This is a genomic window from Arenibacter algicola (assembly GCF_018860365.1).
Classification (GTDB): domain Bacteria; phylum Bacteroidota; class Bacteroidia; order Flavobacteriales; family Flavobacteriaceae; genus Arenibacter; species Arenibacter algicola_B.
The window spans coordinates 48,578-74,648 of the sequence record NZ_JAHKPO010000027.1 but is presented as its reverse complement, the minus strand read 5'-3'; the positions used below and the strand labels follow the sequence as shown (position 1 = coordinate 74,648).

14 protein-coding genes are annotated in these 26,071 nt (G+C 40.5%); 8 read left to right on the top strand and 6 right to left on the bottom strand.

Features of this window, described 5'->3' with window-relative positions; genetic code table 11:
- Positions 1 to 21 precede the first annotated feature (21 nt).
- From KO529_RS21255 to KO529_RS21240, 4 genes are all read left to right on the top strand, one after another.
- Positions 22 to 1,305, top strand: coding sequence for an alginate export family protein (locus KO529_RS21255; RefSeq protein WP_215949870.1), 1,284 nt, complete (start codon positions 22 to 24; stop codon positions 1,303 to 1,305).
- A 225-nt stretch (positions 1,306 to 1,530) separates the two neighbouring features.
- The gene (locus tag KO529_RS21250; protein WP_215949869.1) at positions 1,531 to 2,202 is read left to right on the top strand and encodes a response regulator; all 672 of its coding nucleotides are present in this window, start codon (positions 1,531 to 1,533) and stop codon (positions 2,200 to 2,202) included.
- A gap of 210 nt (positions 2,203 to 2,412) precedes the next feature.
- Complete coding sequence (locus tag KO529_RS21245; protein ID WP_215949868.1) at positions 2,413 to 5,946, top strand: nitrate reductase; 3,534 nt, start codon at positions 2,413 to 2,415, stop codon at positions 5,944 to 5,946.
- Positions 5,947 to 5,957: 11 nt separating this feature from the next.
- Positions 5,958 to 7,394, top strand: coding sequence for a rubredoxin (locus tag KO529_RS21240; RefSeq protein ID WP_215949867.1), 1,437 nt, complete (start codon positions 5,958 to 5,960; stop codon positions 7,392 to 7,394).
- A 134-nt stretch (positions 7,395 to 7,528) separates the two neighbouring features.
- Here the strand turns inward: KO529_RS21240 and KO529_RS21235 are convergent, their stop codons facing one another.
- Positions 7,529 to 9,190 (bottom strand): ArnT family glycosyltransferase, encoded by a 1,662-nt coding sequence (locus KO529_RS21235; protein ID WP_252734505.1) that lies wholly within the window; start codon positions 9,188 to 9,190, stop codon positions 7,529 to 7,531.
- Between the two features lie 479 nt (positions 9,191 to 9,669).
- Between KO529_RS21235 and KO529_RS21230 the strand changes: the two genes are divergently transcribed.
- A complete protein-coding gene (locus KO529_RS21230) occupies positions 9,670 to 17,202 on the top strand; it encodes a gliding motility-associated C-terminal domain-containing protein (RefSeq protein ID WP_215949866.1) in 7,533 nt (2,510 codons plus the stop codon).
- Between the two features lie 2 nt (positions 17,203 to 17,204).
- Positions 17,205 to 18,203, top strand: a complete 999-nt coding sequence (locus tag KO529_RS21225) for a PorP/SprF family type IX secretion system membrane protein (protein ID WP_215949865.1) — start codon at positions 17,205 to 17,207, stop codon at positions 18,201 to 18,203.
- 46 nt (positions 18,204 to 18,249) lie between these two features.
- Here KO529_RS21225 and KO529_RS21220 read toward each other — a convergent pair whose 3' ends face one another.
- The 3 genes from KO529_RS21220 to KO529_RS21210 form a co-directional block, all read right to left on the bottom strand.
- Positions 18,250 to 19,215 (bottom strand): amidohydrolase family protein, encoded by a 966-nt coding sequence (locus KO529_RS21220; protein ID WP_215949864.1) that lies wholly within the window; start codon positions 19,213 to 19,215, stop codon positions 18,250 to 18,252.
- Positions 19,216 to 19,279: 64 nt separating this feature from the next.
- Positions 19,280 to 19,651, bottom strand: coding sequence for a high-potential iron-sulfur protein (locus KO529_RS21215; RefSeq protein WP_215949863.1), 372 nt, complete (start codon positions 19,649 to 19,651; stop codon positions 19,280 to 19,282).
- 50 nt (positions 19,652 to 19,701) lie between these two features.
- Positions 19,702 to 21,777, bottom strand: coding sequence for a PVC-type heme-binding CxxCH protein (locus tag KO529_RS21210; protein ID WP_436835206.1), 2,076 nt, complete (start codon positions 21,775 to 21,777; stop codon positions 19,702 to 19,704).
- 522 nt (positions 21,778 to 22,299) lie between these two features.
- Here KO529_RS21210 and KO529_RS21205 point away from each other — a divergent pair.
- A complete protein-coding gene (locus tag KO529_RS21205; RefSeq protein ID WP_252734511.1) occupies positions 22,300 to 23,868 on the top strand; it encodes a sulfatase family protein in 1,569 nt (522 codons plus the stop codon).
- Positions 23,869 to 24,002: 134 nt separating this feature from the next.
- Here the strand turns inward: KO529_RS21205 and KO529_RS21200 are convergent, their stop codons facing one another.
- Both KO529_RS21200 and KO529_RS21195 read right to left on the bottom strand, forming a co-directional pair.
- Entirely contained in the window at positions 24,003 to 24,221 is a 219-nt protein-coding gene (locus KO529_RS21200) for a hypothetical protein (protein WP_215949860.1), read from the bottom strand.
- Positions 24,222 to 24,233: 12 nt separating this feature from the next.
- A complete protein-coding gene (locus KO529_RS21195) occupies positions 24,234 to 24,722 on the bottom strand; it encodes a DinB family protein (protein ID WP_215949859.1) in 489 nt (162 codons plus the stop codon).
- Between the two features lie 311 nt (positions 24,723 to 25,033).
- Between KO529_RS21195 and KO529_RS21190 the strand changes: the two genes are divergently transcribed.
- A complete protein-coding gene (locus KO529_RS21190; RefSeq protein WP_215949951.1) occupies positions 25,034 to 25,993 on the top strand; it encodes a helix-turn-helix transcriptional regulator in 960 nt (319 codons plus the stop codon).
- Positions 25,994 to 26,071 lie beyond the last annotated feature (78 nt).

Below are 26,071 nucleotides of genomic sequence, written 5' to 3'. Positions count from 1 at the left end.
ATAAATACATATAAACAACAGATGAAAAGAATATATCTTTTATTTACCCTAATGGCCCTCTATGGACCAATTTCCAATGCACAGTTTACATTGGATGGAGAATTTAGACCTCGTACCGAATTACGTCACGGTTTTGGCAGTCTAATAGCAGATGATGCCGATGCCGGTTTTGGTGTTTCAACCCGTTTGCGTTTAAATGCAGGCTACGCTATAGATGCCTATAAATTTTATGTAAGCCTTCAAGATGTTATGGTTTGGGGAGAAAATAGGCAACTTCTACCGGATGATGAAAATAATTCCTTTGCCGTATTTGAAGCCTGGGCCGATATAAATCTGGGAAGTGGTTTTTCTACCAAATTGGGACGACAGACCTTGGATTACGACGATCAGCGCATATTGGGCAGTGTTGGGTGGACACAACAGGCACGTAATCACGATGCCGCTATTTTACAATACGCCAAGGAGAAGTTTCAATTGGATCTAGGATTGGCCTATAGCCAGGATTATGATAACCCCAGTGGTTTTCAATCGGTAGGTACCGCCTATAATACAACTGGATTCTTTTCCTATAAAACCATGCAATATCTTTATTTAAAAGAAAATTGGAAAAACTTAAGCGGAAGCCTATTGTTTTTGAACAATGGCTTCCAGAATTTTGAAACCGATGGGACCACACCAGATGGGATAAGTAATCTGCAAACCCTAGGAACACATATCGACTTTAAAAAAGGAAGTTTCGGGGCTGCATTGAACGCCTATCTTCAAACCGGGGAAAGACAGGGCACCATTGATGTAGGAGGCGCCTATTTGTTGGGACTGGATATTAACTACAAGGCATCTGCCAAAGTAGGCCTTGGAGCAGGTATGGAAATCATTAGTGGTAATGACGCCAGTACAAGTGATAAAACAGAGGCTTTTTTCCCCCTTTATGGTACCAATCATAAATTCAATGGATTTATGGATTATTTCTACGTAGGCAATCATGCTAATTCCGTTGGACTGTTCGATATTCATGTGAGTGCCAATTTCAAACTTGGGGAAAAATCAAGTTTAATGGTCAAGGCACTTAACTTTAGTGGTGAGCAAGCATTACCAAGTGGGGAAAAATCGTTGGGCACAGAATTGGATCTTGTATTTTCGCAGGCATTCAACGGTTATTCCTTACAATTGGGTTATTCCCAGATGTTTGCCAATGACGGTATGTACGAACTAAAAGGCATCACGGAGGATGCCTCGGCCAGTAGCCAAAATTGGGCATGGGCCATGTTGGTCATTAAACCCAAATTTTTGAATACTTCCAAATAAGTAAATTATTATCAAAGCCCCGCCAATTGGCGGGGCTTTTGTTTTAAAACCCGACCTAAAAATTATCATTAAAAGCTTTTTTATTAAAACGTGGCACCATAATAAAACCATAGGTCAAATGCCATTACCATTAGGGTTTATAATCAAAATTTCAGTATCTATTTTCACCGTATGAATACTTAGTTTTAATTTTATCCTATATTTGTTTTGAAAGAATAGACTATTGTGAATAAAACGACACGTATTGTATTGGCCGACGACCATTCCTTGGTAAGGGATGGCATTAGAGCGTTATTGGAAGAAGATGATAATTATGTGGTGATCGGTGAGGTCTCCAATGGCAAGGAAGCCGTTCAAATGGTATTGGATAAAAAACCGGATCTGTTGATTATTGATATCCGAATGCCCGAAATGAATGGTATAGAGGCGGTGGAGGAACTCAAAAGAAATTCTTCGGCAACCAAATGTATTATACTTTCCATGCACGATTCCGAGGAATACATCCTAAAATCGGTAAATGCCGGAGCCAGTGGTTATCTCTTAAAAGATACCGGAAAAATGGAATTTCTTAAGGCCATTTCCACAGTAGAACAAGGCGGAAAATATTTCAGTGGTGATATTTCCAATGTTTTGGTAAATAATCTGTTGAGTCAGGGACAGACAAAGCAGGAAAGCAAGCCCCAGACAAAAAATGGAAACAACTCCTTTGGGATTACAAGTAAGGAATTACAAATCCTGGAACTCGTCCTTTCAGGGCTTACCAACAAACAAATTTCTGAAAAACTTCAAAAAAGCAAACGGACCATTGAAACACATCGCTTTAATCTAATGCGAAAAATGGGCGTTAATAATCTTATGGACCTAGCCAGAAAGGCACAGGAATATAAACTGATTTAAAAATCTATATTAACTGGTTTTTTTGTTGATTTACAGCAGTTTATCATGTTTTTGATCCATGCTATATTCTGTAATAGCCAATGAAAGTCCGTTTTTATTGTCTTTTCATCAATATTCTGCTTAACTATTATCAATAAAATACTACGTATTTATACTTAATTTGGTAATTTTAGATCATTATTAATCGGCCTCTTTTAATACTAGGATTTTATGCAGAAAAAGAACGAACATAAAACTATTTGCTCCTATTGTGGGGTTGGGTGCGGCATTGTGGTGGAACAGGACTCCAAGGGCAATATTAGCGTTGAAGGAGATCCAGATTACCCGGTGAACAAGGGCATGCTTTGTTCCAAGGGAAAGAACCTCAATTATGTGGCACAGGATACCAGTGATCGTATTTTGTATCCGGAAATGAGATGGAGCAGGAATCACCCCTTGCAAAGAGTTTCTTGGGATACTGCTTTTGACAGGGCCGCAGCCGTATTTAAGAGCATTATTGAAAAACATGGTCCGGATAGTGTAGGCTTTTATGTTTCGGGTCAGTGTCTTACTGAAGAATATTATTTGGTAAATAAACTCACCAAAGGTTTTATAGGCACCAATAATATTGATACCAATTCCAGGCTCTGTATGAGTTCAGCCGTAGTGGGTTATAAAAAAATGTTGGGAGAGGATTCAGTGCCCATTTCATATGAGGATATAGAACTTTCCGATTGTTTTCTTATCGCCGGGGCAAATCCAGCCTGGTGTCACCCCATTCTTTTTAGAAGGATAGAAAATCATAAAGAGAAAAATCCCGATGTAAAAATTATAGTCGTAGATCCGCGTAAGACGCAAACCTGCGCTGCAGCAGACCTACATTTACAAATATTACCTGGGACGGATGTTATTCTGTTCAACGCCATGGCCCGTTGGTTGATAGAAAAGAAAAAAATAGACAGAAACTTCATTAAAAAACATACCGTAAATTTTGATGCCGTAAGGGATAGTGCCTTTCAGCTTTCTTTAAAAAAGGCAGCCGAACTGTGTGGTGTTTCCGTAGAGGATATTAAAAAGGCTGCAATGTATATTGGCAATGCCAAGGCTTTTATAAGCATGTGGACCATGGGTCTAAACCAGAGTGTTATTGGAGTCTCTAAAAATGTTTCTTTAATGAACCTGTCCTTACTTACCGGGCAGATCGGAAAACCAGGGGCCGGACCTTTTTCACTTACGGGACAACCCAACGCAATGGGGGGTAGGGAAGTAGGTGGAATGGCAAGTTTATTGGCTGCGCACAGGGAATTGGGCAATCCAAAGCACCGTAAAGAGGTGACGGATTTCTGGGGAGGAAAAGAAATAAAATCCGAGCCTGGTTATACCGCAACCGAAATGTTCGATGCTCTGGAAAGTGGTAAAATGAAAGCAGTTTGGATTATTTGTACCAATCCCATTGTAAGTATGCCCAATGTACACAAGGCAGAGAAGGCTTTAAAAAATGCCAATTTTGTAGTGGTTCAGGATATTTCCCATAATTCCGAGACTACCAAGTTTGCAGATCTGCTTTTACCTGCTGCCGGCTGGTTGGAAAAGGAAGGGACTATGACCAATTCCGAAAGGCGCATAAGTTATCTTCCCAAAGTGATAGATGCCCCAGGGGAAGCTTTACCGGATGCTGAAATTTTATGGAAGTTCGCCCAAAAAATGGGGTATCATGGTTTTGATTATAAAAATGCCAGTGAAGTATATGACGAACATTGTCTTTTAACAAAAGGCACCGAAATAGATATAACGGGCCTTTCCCATGAAAGATTAAAGAAGGAAGGTAGTTTTCAATGGCCAGTTCCCCACGACACTCATATGGGTACCCCTAGATTGTTTACTGACTTTCAATTCTTCACTAATGACAAGAAATCGCACTTCAATGCGCCCGCTTCACTTTACAATAAGTCCGAATTAACAACACCAGAATATCCCTTAATACTCAACACAGGCAGGGTAAGGGACCAATGGCATACCCGTACCAAAACCGGAAAGGTAAAACGTCTGCTTACCCATATTCCAGATCCATATTTGGAAATGAACAAAGTGGATGCCTATTTGAGAAAATTAAAGGAAGGGGATATTGCGGTAGTAAAAAGTAGGAGGGGAGAGGTCCAGGTTAAAGTTAAGGTGAATTTTGACATACGCGAAAAAGTGGTATTCCTGCCTATGCATTGGGGAAAAGTACTCAATAATGATTTTGGGAGGGCCAATAATTTGACCAATGATCTGGTCGATCCCGTTTCCAAGGAACCAGATTTCAAGTATTGTGCCGTAGAAGTGGCAAAGTATGTTAAACCCAAACAGAAGATTGTGATTATAGGGGCCGGAGCTGCAGCCTATAGATTTATTCAAACCTATAGAGAAAAAAATGAAACCGATGAGCTCCATGTTTTCTCCAAGGAAAAGGATCCGTTTTACAATAGGGTATTGCTCCCAGAATATGTGAGCGAGGAGCTCTCATGGGAAGCTCTAGAAAAATTAAAAAAAGGAGAACTTGAAAAATTGGATATTACCCTTCACCAAGGTTTAGGGGTAACCAAAATAGATAGGAAAAATAAAACCATCATGGACGACAATGGTTTTGAACATGCTTATAATATCCTTGTAATGGCAACAGGTAGTAGGGCCTTTGTTCCAAGTGAGGTGCAAATAAATATGCCGGGCCGTTTTACTATGAGAGAACGTGGGGATGCAGATAAATTACGTAAATATTTAGAGGATACCGGCCTTCCCTCAGAAGAACAACATGTCGTTATTGTTGGAGGTGGGCTTTTGGGACTGGAGCTGGCGGCAGCGCTTAAGAACAGAAATGTCAATATCAGTATCATTCAACGTGCCCCGAGATTAATGGAAAGACAGTTGGATAGAATTGCGAGCCGACTGTTGGCCGAGGATGTCAGTGATCGTGGAATTAAAGTCTATTTTGATAATGAGGTAAGTACCGTATTTGAGGAAAGAGATGACAAAAACACTCTTTCCATTACCTTAAAAACAGGAAGGACTATAAAATGTAATGCCATCGTTTATGCCATTGGCACCCGTCCCAATATTGAGTTGGCAAAGCATTCCGATCTTAAGACAGGGAGGGGAGTGGTAGTCAATGAATATTTACAAACCAGTGATCCCAATATTTTTGCACTTGGGGAGATTGCCGAATTTAAAAATGCCCTTTTTGGCATAACGTCGGCCGCAGAGCAACAGGCCGATACCGCCGCAAAATATATTTTGGGCGATTTTAGCAGTATCTACAATGGTTCTATCCTCATGAACATTTTAAAGTTCGAAAATCTGGACCTCTGTAGTCTGGGGATGGTGAATGCTCCCTTGGATGATAATAGTTATGAGGAAATTATTCTAATGGACGTCAGCAAGAAATACTACAAAAAATGTATCGTAAAGGATGATACCCTAAAAGGTGCTATCCTCATGGGTGACAAAAACGAGTTTGCCGAATTTAAAAGATTAATTGAAGAAGAAATTGAACTATCGGAAAAACGGAACGAGTTACTTAGAGGGCAATCAAATTCTGTCCCTTTGAAAGGAAAATTGGTATGCTCGTGCAGTCAGGTGGGAGAGGGCAATCTAATTGAAACAATTAATGGGGGATGTGAAGACTTCTCAAAACTGTGCTCTGAAACTGGAGCTGGGCTTGGTTGTGGAAGTTGTAAACCGGAAATACAGGATATTTTGCGCAAGCAATTACAAACAGTTACCTCATAAAATATATCGCTATGAATGATGATTTACACCGAATATTGATCAAGGGAGGGGTAACCTCTCCCGGAGAATTAAAGGATATCATTGCCATGTTGGAGGCAGGGGGGCTGAAAGAGGTATTTTTTGGATCACGGCAAGATTTGTTGTTCCCTTTACAAAATGCCAAGGAGGAGCAATTGGAACAAATTTCAAAATTCAACACCGATATCGTTAGCGATAGAAGTTACCAAAATATTGTAACTTCCTATGTGTCGGCCGATATTTTTGATATGACCAACTGGCTGAAGGGGTCCACTTATCTGTACATTTTAGAGGGTTTTGATTATCTACCTAAATTAAAAATAAACATTACCGACCCCAAGCAACGCTTGGTACCTATTTTTAATGGCAACCTTAATTTTATTGCTTCGGATAGTGAGGATTATTGGTACCTTAACATTAAACTTCCACACTGGACCAAATCCGTTTATTACCCTGTCTTAATTTATAGTTGGGACATCCATACCGTAGCCAAGGCTATTGAGGAAATATACCAGGACATCGCGGATATAGAGGAACTTTTTTTTATTCTCAATAAAAAATTGGATACGAATAACAGAACTATAGAACGGGAGCTGGTGGTTCCTTACATTAAATTTCCGTATTACGAAGGAATGAACAGGATGGGGCTGGATCAATATTGGCTGGGGCTTTACTGGCGAAATAATAGATACGATCTTGATTTTTTAAAAAAATTATGTGGCTTTTGTCTGGACAACAGCATTGGAAAAATATGTATAACACCATGGAAGTCCTTTATCATAAAGGGAATTAAAAGCTCCAGTAGACCCGAACTGGAACGCTTTCTAGGACAGAAAGGAATCAATATTCGCCACTCCCAATTGGAAATGAACTGGCACCTTCCGGTAGACGATATGGAGGCATTGGAATTGAAAAAATTCTTGGTGCTGAGTTTTGACCAGAACGACATCAGCACCTACGGACTTACCTTTGGAATAAGTAATGAAACGGGGAAGAGGACACATTTTTCATCTGTAGTAATTGAAAAAAATACCCAACCTACCATAGTCAAGGATTTTGCAGTAAGGCCTACCTACAACGTTTTACATTTTAAAAATTTTGATCCCAATACCCAAGAATATAAAGTCTACGCCCAAGACGTGGATAAGATAGAGTTGCCAGGTCTATTAATGGAACTGAGCAAACATTATTTTGATCAATTGGGAAGGGCGGTATCTAAAAAAGAATCCCCTAAGAATAGCAATGTGGATATTTTGAAAGAAGTTTATCAATGCAGCTCTTGTTTCACCGTTTACGACCAAACTTACGGTGATGCAAAAGCGCAGGTAGCTGCTGGAACACCATTTACAGACCTCACTGCGGATTATTGTTGTCCGGTTTGTTCCGGCCCCAAATCGGGATTTGAAAAAATGAAACTACAAATATTGTAATACCTCCAAAGCCATAATATTTGGGTCGGCAAAATTAAAGATTGGCTTGTAGATATAGGAAATATTATGAGTTCTGACCCTCCTGTTATGGTTATCTGCTGAAGCAGGGTAGTTAGGAGTAGATTTACAGCCAATTATTTATTATATAACACCAGCCATTTTACAAATTCCTGTCGGTTCTTGAAGTGAGGTTCCAAATATTTCAATTCATCCTTAAAACCCCTTTTTTTATTAATAATTAAGTATGTATTTGGACTTCGAGTAAGCGAATCCAAGCGGGAGACCATTACAGCATCATTTATATCCCAAAGGTCATCTTTCCATTCTTGGTTCTTCTGAAACTGAACTTCCCGATTTGTGGTGTTATTCCTTAATTTTAAAGTGATTGGATTGTCCCCTGAATAAACAGGTATGGAAGATAGCAGGTAATCATACACAACAATAGTCTTATTTTCTTTTGGGGTGATTTTATTAATGAACCCAATCATTTCCTTGGTGGAGTTGAAGGTTGACCCGTTGTGAGACATTATCGAGGTTGATAATAAAATTAAGGCAACCCCAAAACTTGCCCCCAATATCGCCGGCTTTTCCGGGATACCCTTATCTACATAAAGAAATAGGGCAACAAAGACGATTACCAAAATAATACTGATGACCAATGTTGCTGTAGAAATCTGAATAAATTCGGGCTTCAAAAGCCAAAGCCCTAGAATCCCCAAGAACAAACAACCAATCAGGAAAGCATATGCCAGATTCAAGATATTTCGGGTAGCATTTGTAACCTTGAACAGTTGTACTGCAACTAAAATGGCCAACATCCAAAAAATTGGAAGGATATACAGTACTAATTTAGTCTTGAAGACCGAAAAAATCAAGAACAGGCAAACACTTGAAATCAACAATAACCTATCTTCCCTTCCTATATTCAAGATTTTATTGGTACTCCTTTTAAAATTCTGAGGAATGATCCACCACCATGGTAGCGTTAGCCCAATTATTAAGGGAATGTAAAACCAAAATGGCTTGGATCGATTAAAGGAGTGGGATGCAATCCGGGACAAAAGTTGCTTTTCCACAAAATAATGCCACAATCCTGGATTGTTCATAACCACCATAATATACCAGCTAGAACCAAGAAGAAGACAAAGGCCAAATCCCAAGATATGATGAATGCTAATTTTTGAACTGCGTTTGAATATTATCTTATAAACGATAATATAGGTCAGAATAAACAAAAGTGCTACAGGTCCCTTGGTGAGCAAGGCCAATGCTACCAATACATAAAACAAATAAAGTGCAACTATTTTGCCCTTGCTGGTATAGTACTGCCAACAATAGAGAGCCCCAAGAATAAAAGTGGTGAGATAGGCATCCGTTGTTAAGTTACGACTAGAAATAAGTACTAGGGGCATAGCAAAATATACAAGACCGGAAGTAATGGCTATTCTTCTGTCATTATAAAGCAATTGGGCCATTCCATATACCAAAGCCATTTGAAGCACAATAGCAATTTGAAGAAAGAACCTAGCACCAAACTCATTAACCCCAAAAATACGATAGCCCACGGTGGTTATATAGTAGGTTATTGGAGGTTTATGAAAGTGAAAAATGCCCAGAAGTTTTGGATTGAGATAGTCCTTGGAGTTAAGCATTTCCTTGCTGATCACAGCATATCTGGCCTCACTGGTCTCCGCCAGTCCATAGGAACCCAAGCCCGCCAGCAATATAGCCAATACAACGGTCAAGAAAAACAGATAATACCTATTCGTGGCCACTCCGGATAACATTGTTCCCATTTAAGTAGTAAAAATACGGATCTCAAATTTTAAAAAGGCAAATTGTTATGTTATCATAATAATAAATTAAATCGATGAAACATACCTAATAGAGTAATGTACCCAGGTGCTCAAAAGGGTTTCAAGTTATTCTGAAAATAACATTTAACCAATGTTTAGGAATACATCCAATCTATTTTTCTCCCTAATAATATTCACAATCTATCACAAAAAAACACCTACCTGGACATGGTTTTTTACACGCTTAAAAGCGGTATTTAAAACCTATTTTTAAGTCCCTTTTTCCCTGCTGAAATTCTACACCATTCATTGTCCAAACCTGCCGTACACCACAATAAAATGTAGTTTCACAACAAAACCATAATTCAGGACTTTAATGGTAATAAGTAATCGCAATATATACATCCTCTCTCTCGTTATAGGGTCTTTCCTACAAAGTGGATAAATTCACTGGGATTATAATATTAAGGGGCAAAATCATGATAAAATCGACCAAAAAACTACTGCTGCTAATTTTGTTGTTTAGTTTTAATGCCTGGTATGGCAACGCTCAGGTTGCTACCAGTGTACAATATACCAATTTCAATTCCTGTGGTAGTAACCTTCCACAAACGGAACTAAATCTTGGAAATTTGGTGCTGTCGGAAACTCTGGCCACGGATTTCGGCTCGGGTACCTTTACCTTCTATATTCAGGCTCCCTCTAATTTCGAAATTAGGGCAACTACCTATTCTGAAACGGGAACCGATATTACCAGCGCTTCCGTTGCCCAAGACCCAGGCAATGCCTCCAGATTGGCCGTAACCATAACTACCAACGCCCAAGGTTCCTTGGATGTATTTACCATAGAAAATGTAAGGATTCAACTTATACCCGGTTCAACTACCACTAACGGTACACTAAGATATGTTTTGGCCGGTAACGCCAATAAGATAAACGCACTTGCCGACAATCAGACCCTTGCCAACGTTTCTTTCACCGCTCTCACAGGAGGAACAGGGGTTAACCAACAGGTCTGTGCCATCAACGACGTACAGAATATTAGTATTACAGGCTCCAATATAACCCAAAGCAGAACCTTTGAATGGGAAAAGGATGTTAGCGGAACTTGGACAGCCATTGCCAATTCCAACACGGAGATTCTGGTAGTGGACAAGCCTTCTTTCCCAAATGGAATAAGTAGATATCGCAGATTGACCACCTTTATGGTCAACGGGGAGTCATGTACCCAGGTCAGTACCACTGCAACCATTACCGTTAACGAAATATACGCAGGAACTATTACTGATGGAACCGGTCAAAATGTATGTGCCACCCAGATACCGGCACAATTGAGTACCTCTGGCGACGTGGCGGTGACTCCTGCCGGGACCACAACTTATCAATGGTACAAAAATGATTCCGGCCCTTGGGAACTAATCTCTGGAGCAACGGACAATTTCTATCAACCAAGCGCTTTATCCAAAACCACCTCTTTCAAAAGAAGGGTCACCAATGTTTTAAACGGATTTAGTTGTTATAAAGAAACACCCGCGGTTTCCATAATTGTAAATTCTGCGGTATTGGGAGGTACAGCCACCAATCAGAATATATGTTCCTTAAGCGAACTACAATTGTTAACTATAAATAATGGCGAAAACAATGGTACCTATCAATGGCAGAAATACGACGGCAGTAACTGGGTAAACATAAGTGGTGCCACACAAAGCAACTATAACGCCAGTGCCAACCTGAATCCTGGAACAGAGCAATTTAGAAGGGTTACCACGGTTTCAGGGGCAAGTTGTCAAGGTATTAGTACAATGGCCACCATTACCTATACCAATCTTGCCGTAGGTAGTATTACAGGCGCTGAAACTGTTTGTTATAATGAAGCTCCAAGTGCCATAACATCGGATACGAATGCTTCGGGAACAGGTACTATTTCATACCAATGGGAGCGATTTGACGGAAGTTCATGGGCAGCAATTTCGGGAGCCAATAATGCAGACTACCAGCCAAGCGCCCTAACCCAGACAACTAGCTTTAGAAGACAGGATAACATACTCCTAAACGGGTATAACTGCTCGGACTACACCAATGAAATAGAGATTACCGTACTCGGTCAAATCAGTGGAGGAACTGCCAGCGCAGACCAAACTATCTGTGCAGGGGAAACACCCAATGCAATAACTATTAACAATGCCACAGCAGCAGGTCCCAACATTAGCTACCAATGGCAATCGGCTACCATTGGTAGTTTTACAAATATTAGCGGTGAGACCAATGCAGTTTATAATTTCTCTGGAGCACCTGCTGTTACAACAAGATATAGAAGACAAACCATAGTTTCCAATAACGCCAAAGTATGTTTCCAAAACTCTACTGTAAGCACTGTTTTTGTAAACAGTCTTAATTTGGGGACAATTGGCAATGATCAAAATGTTTGTGCAGGACAAGCACCCAGCACCATTATTAACGTAGGAAATACTACCGCGGCCGGTAACCTAACATATGCATGGGAAGCCTCGACCGACAATGGAGCAAGCTGGAGCCCAATAGCTTCTGCCACAGGTTCTACTTATACCCCTGGCGTACTAGCAACATCTACCAAATATAGAAGATTGGATACCACCACCTTAAACGGAAAGCTGTGTACGGGCTACACCAATGAAGTCTCCATAATTGTAGCTGGAGCTATTTCAGGAGGGGAAGGGTCAGCGGACCAAGCCATTTGTGAAGGCGATACCCCAACAACCATTACAGTTTCCAACGGTACACCTGCAGGTGTAGGGATTAATTTCCAGTGGTATTCGTCCACCGATAATGTCAATTACACTTTAATGAGCGGGGAAACTGGTGAAGAATTAAATTTTTCTACAGGATTGACAACATCGACCTATTTTAGGCGAAATGTTACCAACACCAACAATGGCAATACTTGTGAGGCTTCCAGCCTTCCTACCTTGGTTACCCTAATAACCTTAACTGAAGGGTCTATTTCACAAACCCAGACCGTTTGTGGCTCTGGTCTTGTGGCTCCAATTACAAGTACAGCCAATGCTACTTCCAATGGAACCATAAGCTATACTTGGCAGAGTTCTCCGGACGGAAACACTTGGTCCGATATTGCCAACACCAATCAAGCTACCTACACTCCTGTAAACAATGGAGATTTACAAACTTACTATAGAAGAAAGGCCAGTTCAACATTGCAAAGCATTACTTGCGAGGCCATAACCACTCCGGTTATAGTTTACGTAAACAAATTTGACAATGCATCCAGCCATAGAATCACTTTTTCTTCCGGGGCAACCGGAACTACGGAGGTATGTAATGGTGGAGATCCACAGGCTTTTAGCACTAATTTTCCGTTGATTGCTTCTGGAACCGTAACCTACCAATGGCAGATTTCCAGTGATAATATATCATATTCTGATATTGCAGGAGCTACCACGGTTAGCTACGATCCACCTGCCGTAACACAGGACAATTACTATAGAAGAATTACCACTTCTACCTTAAATGGCCTCTCCTGCAGTGTAACCAGTAATGTACTGACCATCATAAATGGAGGGAATGCCACTGGCGGTACTATCGGCACTACCAATCCTAATGGCGTAACTCCCACTACCAATGAAGAAGTAATTTGTAAGGGGGACGATCCTAGCCTAATAGAGGAATTAGCACCGTCTACAGGTCAAACATTGACCTACCAATGGTATGCCAATGGAGCCTTGATCCCAGGAGCAACCGGAATAAGTTATGACCCACCGGCCAACCAAACGTTTACAAAAACTTATATAAGAACCACTACCAGTACGGATATTTCCGGGGTGGAATGTGTAGTGGACAGTAACCCTGTAACGGTTTTGGTACCCCAAGCGGATAATCTTGGAAACAATATCACCATCTGTTATAATACCATGGCCCCAACCTTGGGCAACCCTAGCGCCATAGAAGGACTTCCTTATTTAACTTTTGAATGGTATGAATCCACTGATGGAAGTACCTTTAATAAAATTAATGGAGCAACTAGTGAAACCTATACTCCTGCAACTCCATTGACGGCTGATAGATATTACCGTAGGGATTACTTGGCCACAGTGGAAAGTATAGCCTGTGAACCTTCCTATACTCCAAGTAATGTGATTAGGATTTTTGTCAATGATGTGGACGGTGGTACCATTTCCGGAGATCAAAAAATATGTTACGGGGATGATCCTTCCGTTTTAGGGAATACCGTAGACGGAACTGCCGAAGGAGTATTGAAGTATCAATGGTATTCCTCAACGGATAACACAAATTGGGGAATAATAAACGGGGCTGTAAACAGTACCTATGACCCCATTGCCGGTAGCTACCCAACAACCTATTTTAAAAGGACTGCTTCTTCCACACTTTACGGTGTAGTTTGTACGGAAGATAGCAATACTATAGTAGTGCAGGTTACGGATCCACTATTGCCAGGAACATTGACAAACGACCAAACCATATGCGAAGGGGTTGTACCTGGCGCCTTGACGGTAACCGGTGGCAGCACCTATGTAGATCAGACCTATGACTGGTATGCTTCCACCAATGGTAGCGTATGGACAGATCTTGCCGTGCATTCTGCTTCTTATACACCGCCAGTCCCAACCTCTACCATGTATTACAAGAGGACTATTACCAGAACCAGTTTGGTGGACAAAACCTGTGTTGTGGAGACCAACCCTATAAAAGTTACCCTTAATGATGTTTATGCCGGTAAAATAACGGACAATCAATCGGTTTGTGAGGGAAGTCAGCCTTTGGCTATTGTGGAACAGGAATCCGCAACGGGTGCAGGTGTACTGACCTACCAGTGGTGGTCTTCCCCTGACAATCAAACCTACACTGCCGTAGCTGGTGCCACGCAGCCAAATTATACCCCTCCAAGTACCCTTACTACCTCTACCTACTTTAAAAGAGTGGTTACCAGTACGGTGAACGGTGTGGCCTGTGCGGATGAAACTTCGCCAAAAATTGTAACCGTAATTCCATACGCCATCATAAATAATGATGCCATTATTGCCAATGACATTACTAATGTCAGCTGTAATGGAGGAAATGATGGTAGTATTGTAATCCCCAACTCCAGAATCACTGGAGGTAATACCGCCCAGAAGCAAATCAATACCATTTCCCTTTTTGGCACTCCAACTTTTGGCAATACCTATAGTATAATTATCGATAGCAAGGTCTATGATCACCAAGTTACCCTGAACGGTCTTAATCAGCCGCAGGATAACAATGAGGTAGCTGCCGCACTTGTACAGAAAATAACTGCTGCAACCGGCGCAAACCTAAGTCCGGCCGTAGCAACAAGCAATTTCAATGAAATTACCTTGACCGCCAAGGTTGCAGGAATTGGATTTACTGCATATGTTAGTACGGGAACCGACTCCAATGTAAGTGCTTCCAATGTAATCACCCAACCAAATTCGGTTGCCAATACCTATGTATGGTCCAAAATAGGGGATAACAGCTTTACAGCCTCTACCTTAAGTATAAGCAATCTTACCGCCGGAGCCTACCAATTAACGGTTTACAATGAATTCTGCGGAACCACGTCGACTCCATTTATAGTATCTGAACCCGAGGTATTGACATTGAATATTGGGGATACCTGTAATACGGCCATTACTGCCTATAGTACAGGAGGTATAGCACCTTTTACCTTTACGCTTACAAGGCCTAACGGTACAACCTTGGTTCAGACATCGAACAATCCAAATATTACCTATACCAATTTAACCGGTGGCGCTACTTACAACATAAGTGTACAGGATGCCTCTTGTGGAATACAGGAATCGCAACCCGTGAGCTTGCCAATGGGGCTACAATTTGACCAAGCTTCCGTGGTGGTAGAAAACGCCACTTGTTATGGTCAAAATGATGGTAGCATTAGCTTAAATATTGGAGCTACAACAGTAACCGGGGGGAAAGCTCCTTATAACTTTAGTTGGACAGGCCCCAATAATGCCAACTTTAACACTGAAAATATTAGCAACTTGGCGCCAGGGGTATATGTACTATCTGTAACGGACCAGCTTGGTTGTTCAGCAACCTATACAGCCAACGTGGCTTCAAAAGCCCAATTGGAAATCAGTAGTGTTCAGGTTATCAACCAGCAATTACAATGTGCCGGTGATGCCAATGCTGAAATAAGCATACAGATAAGTTCTGATCCCAGCAGCCAATTACAAATAAACTGGTACAAAAATGGAACAAGTTATTCTACCAACAATACTAGTCTTACCAATTTGGGTGGAGGCAGCTACGAAGTAGTAATAATTGATACCAACAGTGATGCCAATACCCCATGTACGGTTAGACAGACTTTTGTTATTACTGCTCCGACCATATTTAGTGCTACTGAGGTAACCAATGGAAATACCAGTTGTGTGGATGCCAATACCGGACGTGATTTTACTTTTAGGGTGCAGGGGGGTACTTCACCTTTTCAATATACTTTGGACGGTGGAACTCCTGTAATCTTCAGTAATACCCAAACCACAATTAGCGCACTTTCCAATGACAGTCATGTTATAGAGGTAACCGATGCCAACCAATGTGTTGTACAAACGTTTACCATGGATAGTTATGAGGCCATGGATTATACCGGCTCGAAATCTTACACTATTCCACCTTGTGAAGCTGATTATGCATTTAGTCTGAATACCAATTTAATTACTGGTGGAAAACCTTTTGTAGACGGAAGTAACAACCCATACTACTTTTATGATTGGAGAGGTCCCAATAATTTTGTTGCCCAGGACATTACTAGCTTTGATGCGGTGCCAGGCTCATATTGGTTGACCATAACCGATAGTAATGACTGTTCTTCAGAAGAAATTGAGTTTACCTTTAATACTACCTATTCACCAATTGTTGTAAACAGGACAATAACTCCGGTAAGCTGTGGTGCTACCAACGACGGGGCCATTTCCATTACAGTAAGCGGTGGTCTAAGACCGTACAGTATTAGATGGGAAAAAGAAACAGCCGGTACAGCAAATAATCCTGACCCTGTGTTTACTCCTTTCGGTCAAAACATAACTCAATTGAGCGGATTGGAAGAAGGAAGGTTAAGGCTTACCATTACAAGTAACATAAATGGTTGTACCAATTCCGATCCAGCCTATTATTACCAGGAAATCATTACCATTAATAAGGCAGAATCGCTTCAGCTGATAGACGGACCATATCTGGATGAGTCACTTTGTTTAGGCAATCCCGGTAGCATTTCTGTATCGGTTTTCAACAGTCAACCAGGCAACCTAAGTTTTTACTATGAAGGCGCGCTAGTGCCATCCGTAAAAACGGGTACCAATACTTATTCTGTTCAAATTGGGAATCCGTTGGATAATGCCACCCTTAATGTTGTAAATGACCAAGGGTGTGGATTAACCATGCCGATAAGTTCTGGGGTAACAGACCCTTCATTTACCTATAGCTCGGACGAATATGAAATTACAGGTCTTTTGATGGCCAAGGAAGATATTCGATTCAGCATAACCAGTGAAGCAGGATATGGCAATGCCTCATGGGATTTTGGAGATGGAAGTCCCATAATTAATGTGGATCCGGAGGTGGACGGTATTATGACCACCCATAAATATAGTTACCCTGGTATTTTTACCACCACACTAACTTTATTTAACGCAGAAGGTTGCAGTAAAACTGTTGAACAGGACGTACAGGTCGGTAATGGCTATGACGTAATGTTCCCCAATGTATTCTCTGCCAATGCGGATGGAATAAACGATTACTTCCAAGGTGAATTTACCGGAATAGCCTCGTTTACCTTTCAAATTTATGATATGTGGGGCTCATTGGTGTTCAGCGTTGCCTATGACTATGAGAGCATGCCCGCCAATTGGGGTTGGAACGGAAACTACAGTTCGGGAAAACCTTACAAAAACACTTCCTTCAGATATCTGTTTGTAGGAACCACAAGAGATAATAACCAAATAACCAAAACCGGCGAAGCCTCAATATTAAGATAGAGATGAAGAAACTTAATCTAATAACCCTACTAATTATTCTTATTACGTTGGGGGCCAACGCTCAGGAAAAATTTGTGAACAACTTAAGCAAGGTGCCGGCTTCCTTAAACCCCAGTTTTCATGCTTTTAAGGATAAAACTAGGATAGGGGTCTTGGCCGAATTTGCCAGTCAGAGCCAAGGAAACCAATCCCAGCATAAATATGCCTTTGGCTCAACGGCCTTTGAAGAATACAATTTTCAACTGGGCGTAGATCTGTTCAACAATAACCTGAACAATTCAGGATTTAATTATACTTCTGCAGCATTGAGCTATATGTACAAATTGGTTTTAAAGAACGATTGGATACTATATCCAGGAATAACTGCCGCCTATAGCAATTACAGATATGATTTTAACAATCTTACCTTTCAGGATCAAATAAACATATTTACGGGTCAAATTAGTGCCAATACCATTGATCCCATTACGGCTTCCGAAAATATCGGCTATTTGGATATGGGGGCATCGGTATTGATACATAACGATATAAATACTCTTTTTGGGCTTTCCCTTAAGCATTTGAATCAGCCACGAATATCTTCCAAACAAAGCGAAAATAACGTGAATTTAAACATGCTTATTTCCGGGCAGTTTGGTTATGAAATGGATATCAATAAATATGGACAGGCCAAATTGCCAGAGCATTCCTATTTATATTTATTTAATGCAGTGTCTATACAAGGCCCAAATACTAGGTTGGATTTTTATCAGGATGTTACCCTTGGCAACTTTAGTATTGGCATAAACGAACATCTCAGTTATTTGGAAAATGCTTCCTTTTCCGAAATAGGTTTTGCCACCAGCCTTGCCTTGGAAACATTTGAATTTGGGTTAAACTATAGATTGCCCTTTGGTGGCGATGCCAAGCAATATATACCCAATTCGCTGGAATTATTTTTGGTTTTTGATATTTCTAGATTTAAGGAGCGTAGAAGATCGGATTACAGCAGGTTTTATTAACTAAGGTTTACTTGAACGTAGGTCAAATGAAGATGAAATAGTATAATTAAAGACGGAATAATTTCTTAGCATTTTCATATAATATTTTACGTTCGGTTGGCTTAGATACCAGTTTACGGATTTCTGCAATATCTAGGGTGCCGGAACAACTATCCGGATCCGATCCTGTGGGATCCGCACAATCACTACCGTACAATAACTTGTCTTTGTGCCTTTCCAGGAAAAATCTGGCGTGGTCTTCATCTCGGGTAAGCGCATTTAAACCTGAGCCAGCAGAAAGATCGCCATACATGTTGGGATAATCACTCAGATATCGGTCTGTAATTCCTCCTGGTGTAACAGGGTTTTTAGGATACAGGACTGATTGGTCCATATGATTTTTGTCAATATTGGCCCACCAGGTTTGCGCATGGCCGATGAAATTTACTTTCGGATATTTCTCCAGCATTTTATAAAAGCGTTCGAAGCCATAATTATACATTTCATGCTGCCAATGCATGAGTACCGGTACATTGTAGTTTTCTGCCAATTGGTAAATTTTTTGCATCTCGGTCGAATCACATGTGACACCAAATTTCAATTCCCCAATAACCACCGCACCCAATTTTAAATATTTTTCAATCTCATAAAGACCATCTTTCATATCCGGAACAGCACATGCCCCAAAGCGGAATTCCTTCTTATGTTGGCTTGCAAATAAGTAACACTCTGCATTTCCTCCTGCTTCTGCCTGCAATCCATTGGCTACGCCCTGGTGAGTTGATGGCGAATTTACTGGACGCCCTGATGGTAAAAGAATAGTAGTAGTAATGCCCATTGCCCTTTGATGTGCCAGCAGCTGTTCATCTGTGCGTTGCACGTAATGAGTATGCTGATGAATGTCAATTATTGGTTCTTTTTTGATGCTTGAAATTCCATTAAACGCGTTTAGTTTTAAAGAGGTACCTAGTGCAAACAAACTAGTACCTGCAATAAATTCTCGACGGGAAAAACTTTTTTTTGACTGTGACATAAGAACTAAATTAATAGGGGAGTGGTTAAAACATTTTTTACTTTTTCCATTTGATTTTTATTAATTATGTAGTAATGGCCGCCCATTGAATACAATGGCCCTCGACATAAACGGGTCCTTTAAATAGGATGCACCTCCCACATTTTTCATTTGACTTTGGAGGGATATAGAGCGCGCAATTACCACAAGAACTAATAGGAACGGCAGATTGTTTTACATACCCCAAGCTTTCGCGCTTTTTAATTTCCCCGTCACTTACATCTGTTAGGTCGTTACACGGGTCTTTTAAATTGCCTTGTATCTTGGTCTCACTTTCATCGCCGGGTGATTCATTTTTACCGCGACAGTTAATAAGTAGCATACCCCCTATAAATAAACCACCGCTACTAAAACATTTATTTATAAAATTCCTTCTGGAATTGTTCTTTATGCCCATTTTTAAAACTGTTTATTTAATAGATATATTTAGATGTTATTAGCTACTGTTCATTTAGCATACAATTCTATTAAATCCTGGATTGCTTTAGGGACATTGCCCTCTGCTTCCAATGAAATAGATTTTAATTTTTCTTTTAATGAATTTTCCAAGCCGGCTGATTTTTCAATTCCTTCCACCAATCCCTTAATACTTGCCGACTGCAAGCCTGCTGTATTTGAAAGTGAGGATTGGGCCAGCAAGCTTAATAAACCTGAGATCTGGTTTTTATTATTACGTGCACCAATGACATTGGAACAAGTCTCAATAAAATTCAGTTTCCACGATGAGGCGTCCTTAAAAAAAGAATTCCTCTCCAATATTTTTAAAAGGTCTATACCCGAACCAGCTTCTGAGCTCAACACTGCAGTCCTGAACCATGAACTCTGACCATGTAGCTCCAAGGCTTTTGCCAGTGCGGGTATCACCGCTTTATCTTTTAATTGGCCTAAACTCAAAGTAGCTTGGAAAGCGACCCTGATCGAAGGGTCATTGATCATTTCCGCCAACTGGGATAAACAATCGGGAAAGCGTTCGGAAAGTATCGCAGCATTTTCTCTCACTCCTGCTGAAGGGTCTTTCATTGCAGTCATCACAGTAACAGCATCCAGAGCATCCATCCCTTCTAAAACATATAAGGCATGTAATCTGAATCTTGGATTTTCGCTTTGGGCAAACAAGGCTCTTACTTCGGGTATTACACTTTTATCCTGGCGCTCTAAAAGAAGCCTTTGAGCTGTAAGATTCCACCAACGATTTTCATGCTGCAACGCTTTAACCAGCTCGGAAGAAGATACTTTAGTGAGATTGGGGTACACTGGCTTATAAGGACCAACATCCTTAGGTACAATTCTGTAAATACGCCCATATTCATTCCCCGCATCGAAATCCATGGTCTCTTGTAAGTCTTCAGGAATAGACATTGGAGTCTCAATATGCTGCCGGTACATGTCCATAATATACATATAACCATCAGGGCCTACTGAAAAATTTGCAGGACGAAACCATGAATCCGTAGTTGCCATAAATTCTTTATCTTTTTCCTTTTCTCCACGCTTTGCTACCATATAAGGTAAACTATCAACAACAGAAAGAATATCCCTGTGCACCAAGCTGCCTGCAACATCGCCTGTGAATATATTGCCATAATATTCTTTTGAAAACTTATCGCCATCGTAGTACGTACCACCTGAAGCCCCTGTAAAATGACCCCTTGCATATTCTACCCTGTCAAGGTTATTTTCCTGGTAATTCTTATTACGACGGTCGGTACGTTCCTGTCTCCAGTACGGCGTTTCACTTAACTGGTGCATAAGCGGATCATGGTCCGAAATATTTTGAATCGTGCTTTTAGTTGAAGCTGGCAGATAAGGGTTTCTTTCCAGGTATCTCAAAGGAACAACCACCTCACGGATGTGTAAGGAATTCGCTGTAAAAAACCGATGGCCCCAATCGTCAATGGCAAGGCCAAACTGACCTGGGCCTGTACTGCGTTCAAATTCATTGCGGTCTAGCCGGAAGCGAAAATCGGCACCCTGCACATTTAGCCGGGGTGCATCGGGTCGGCGGCTAAAACTTATTTCACCTGCCTGCCCACCATTGTTTGCATAGATCCAGTTATCAATACCAAAATGAAGATTGGTGATTTGCACTTCTTCATTCTTATTAAAAAAGCCGCTAAAAAGAATCTCTTTTAAATCTGAACGTCCATCTCCATCAGTATCCTTATAATATGTGATATTGGGCGCTGCACATACCAGAAGGCCACCCTTCCAAGGCAATACACTTGTTGCCTCCCTAAGGCTGTCTACAAAAACGGTAGACGTGTCGGCCCTTCCATCTCCATTAGTGTCCTTTAACATAACGATTTTTCCTTTTCCTTTTACAGAATCGTCCTTGTAGGCATCCAGCATGCCGACAACGTAAGCATTTCCATCTCCATCATACTGCATGGACACCGGGTCTATGACCAATGGTTCCGATGCGAATATTTCTACCTTAAAGTTTTCTGCCAACTGAAAAGTTTTCATGGACTCTTCCGGACTAAGCGGTCCTTCATACAGAGGCTTTCCCTCACAAGAAACCAAGATGATCAATATTAATATTAAGAATTGTACATTAATAGCCAAGTACCCGATTAACCTGCTACACTTATTTTTGTTCTGCCTTATTTTCTTGTGAGAGAAATTTATGGTTGTTACTTTTTTCAGAATTAATTATTTGAAAGGTTAATATTATCCTTATAGCATAAAATTAGGTGATCAGTATCCTAAAATACTAAAAAAAAGTGCATTCGGAATTATTGTTGTCCGAGGAAAATCTAAAGTAGTGAAAAAGGCCATGTTATTGCCTTATTATATAGTTTTGGGCCTCCATTAATACAAAAGACTCCCTAATGGTCCAAAAAACTTAATCGGTATTTATTTAAACATCTGTAAACTTACTAAAGCTTAAAAGGATTATTTTTATAATCCGAACCAAAAATTATTATTTTGAAAAAACCAAATACTCCAACCGCCTTATTATTTGTATTAGTTGCCTTGTCACTTTTCTCGTGTGGGGACAAGACCGCAGAACAGGAAATAACAAAACCCAATATAATATACATCATGTCCGATGACCATACTACCCAGGGCTTTGGTATTTATGGGAGTAGGCTGGCCGGATTAAATCCGACCCCAAACTTGGACAAGATTGCCAACGAAGGAATAATTTTTGACAATTGTTTTGTAAACAATTCCATATGTACTCCGAGTAGGGCTTCTATTATTTCTGGACAATACCCGCAGACCAATGGAGTTTTGGACCTAGAAGGTATTATAGGGGTTGATAGGCAGTATCTTCCAAAAGAGATGAAGAAATTGGGGTACCAAACGGCCATTGTGGGTAAATGGCACCTTCATGACGAGCCCGCAGCTTTTGATTACTATAAGGTTTTGCCCGGGCAAGGAGACTATTTTGACCCCGAATTTCTAGTGAGGGGTGAAAAATCTTGGCCCGATAATGTGGTAAAGACCAAAGGGCATTCCTCGGATAATATTATGGATATTACCTTAGATTATTTAAAAAACAAGAGGGATCCCAACAAGCCATTTTTCCTGATGCACCATTTTAAAGCTCCACATGACGATTTTGAATATGCACCCCGATATGAGGAATATTTGGCCGATACTTTTATTCCCGAACCGGAAAGTCTATACAATAATGGCAATAATGGATCAATAGCTACTAGGGGCAAAAACGATTCCCTTACCAGGATAATTGGATCCTCCGTTTCACACCGTAACCTAATTCGCCATCAGGCCAACAATATATATTGGAACGATACCACTGTTTATAAAAAATATAGGAATGCAAGAGATATTGCCCCATCGGAATATGTAAAGTGGGAAATGACAGCGGAAGAAAAAGACTATACCAGCAAAGTCTACCAGGATTATTTAAAGAAATACCTGAGATGTGTTAAGGGTGTGGACGATAATGTAAAGCGTTTGTTGGACTATTTGGAAGCGGAAAATCTTTTGGACAATACCATTATTGTCTATACCGGGGACCAAGGTTTTATGTTGGGCGAACACGATTACATAGACAAAAGATGGATGTACGAAGAATCCATGCGCATGCCATTTTTTGTGAGATATCCTAAATCCATTGCAGCAGGAACACGTACCGATGCTATTATCAACAACACAGATTTTGCCCCCACCTTGATTGAATTGGCAGGGGGGAAGACCCCTGATTATATGCAGGGCCACAGTTTTAAAACCATATTGGAAACAGGACAGGAACCTGATGGCTGGCAACAGGCCACATACTACCGTTATTGGATGCATATGGCGCACCGCCACCAAAACCCCGCGCACTTTGGTATTAGGACGAAAGACCATAAATTAATATTTTTATATGGAAAGTATTGGGCAGATACCGATGACCCAAATGCCACCTGGAACAAAGAGAGCTGGGGCAACGACTTTAGCAACCACACTCCTCCAGCCTGGGAGTTTTATGATTTGAAGAAAGACCCCAATGAAATGAATAACGCCTATAACGACCCTGCCAATAAAGCGGTAATTGCCAATTTGAAGGAACAACTAATCAAATTGAGGGAAGACCTCAACGAGACCGATGCAAAATATCCGCACATCCAAAAGGTAATAGATGCGCATTGGAATGATTGAAAAATGACCTATTCTAAAATAGATGCACAGCGTATCAGAAAGTTTCAAAAGAACTATCCTGAAAGATATTTCCATTTAAAGAAGTTAGTCTAGGATCAGTCCAATACATTTTCATCTATAGCAGCCATAATTTATTAATACAATTCCTCACAAAAAAAACCATGATTGTTCAAAAGACTGGTTATGGAAGTTGCCGTGACCATATGGGTTTCGACCCGGAGGATATTATCACAATCCTCCAGATCAAAATTCCAATAGCCCTTATTGGCAACCAATCTGTTCAAATCTGGTTTCAAGACTTTCACTTTCCGTTTACTGTTAATTGACGTCTTAAATACCAATACTTCTTTCATGTTGCAATTCAATTAGCGTTCGTAAAAGGCAGGTGGTTCTATTCCCAAAGTTCTTAGATAAACGTAAGCTTGTCCTCTATGGTGAATTTCATTGTCTATAAAGTAAAAGATAGAAGACCTTACCGTACCGTCATATTGACCAAAGATTTTAATGTTCTGTTGAAATTGCTCCTCCTTGATCTGTGCCCAATAAGTATTGATTTCCGCGGTAGCCTTATCCCAAAGCTCCAGTAGTCGGTCTTTTTTATTACCGTGTTCCAAATGCTCATTAAAAGGAGCTGACTTTCCAGTAGCAATTTCCTTTAACCCGGGTCCGGCTATTGCCAATAACTCCATAACCATTTCGGCAAATGTGCGCATACCCCCAATAGTATGGCTAAAAAAGGCCTCTTCAGGAAAAACTTCAATAGTCCTACGTGTCAGCGCCCTATGTCCTTGCCAATGATCCAGCAATTCTTGTGATGAAATAACTTGCGGGGTCTTGTTCAATGTAGTGTGCATAGTTTAATTTTTTAAGTGATTAATATTTCATGACCAAAATTAAATATGGCTGGTGACAGCCCTATGTCAGTAGTAAAAAAAATATTTAAAAACCCTAATATCAATTGGTTACAAGTGAAGATATAAATAAGAATAACTATGTTGACATAAGGTTGTCACCTGGCCTGCTTTAATTTGTAGACTGATTTTGAAAATATCGGTGCGCGAAATTTTAACATAGTTAATCCAGTAACCATATGGACAAAACAAAGTCGATTTTTGAATTATACTTTTATTTGAAGTCCTATCTTTGGGATATATGTCAGGCAATTATGGGTAGAGATACGGTAAATCGTTTTGATCGTATAGTAGCGATCTTGGTGCAATTACAGTCCAAACGTATTGTAAAGGCGCAGGAGTTGGCGGACCGATTTGAGGTAAGTTTGCGTACTATTTATAGGGATATTAGAACCCTGGAAGCCTCTGGTGTCCCCATTATAAGTGAAGCGGGTGTTGGCTATTCCATTATGGAAGGCTATCGGCTACCCCCGGTCATGTTTACGCGTGAGGAAGTAGGCAGCTTTGTGGCTGCCGAAAAACTAATGCAGAAGTTTGTGGACAAGTCGCTTGGCAGCTATCATCAATCTGCAATGTTCAAGCTAAAGTCTGTTTTAAGGGGCAGTGAAAAAGATTGGATTTCTGCCTTGGAGTCCCAAATATCCGTAGATCCATCACAACAGTTGTTCAATGAAGATTTGCCGAACGCGCTTGAAATTCTTTTTGAAAGTATAGCTGAAAAAAAGCAGGTATTCTTAAAATATCACTCCATGCAGAGCGAGCACCCTTCCGATCGTCATATAGAACCTGTGGGACTATTTCATGAAAATAATTTTTGGTATGTTCTGGGGTATTGTCACTATAGAAATGATTATAGACAATTTAGAACGGACAGGATGTTGGGCATTGCAAGAACCTCTCTTTCCTTTACCGGAGAACACGGGAGCTTGGATGAGCATTTGAGTAAAGATGTTAATGTTCAAAAGACCAGGGTAAGAATATTGGTGGATAAAAACATTGCCAGGTTTATTAACAGCAATAGGAAACATTACGGTTTTATATCTGAAAAGGTGAAGGGAAAAAAAGTAGAAATGACATTTATGACATCGGATGTAGAACATGGATTTCCTAGGTGGTATCTCATGTTCGGGGATTATGCCGAGATCATAGAGCCCGAAGTTCTAAAACATCGTGTTAGGGCCATCTTGGAAAAAACGGTTTCCAATTTAGAGTAGTTTTTTATTGTATGGCTAACTCTATAAGACATAAACTCTATTTAATTAGTTTCATTGAAGCTAACTGGGGGTTTCGCA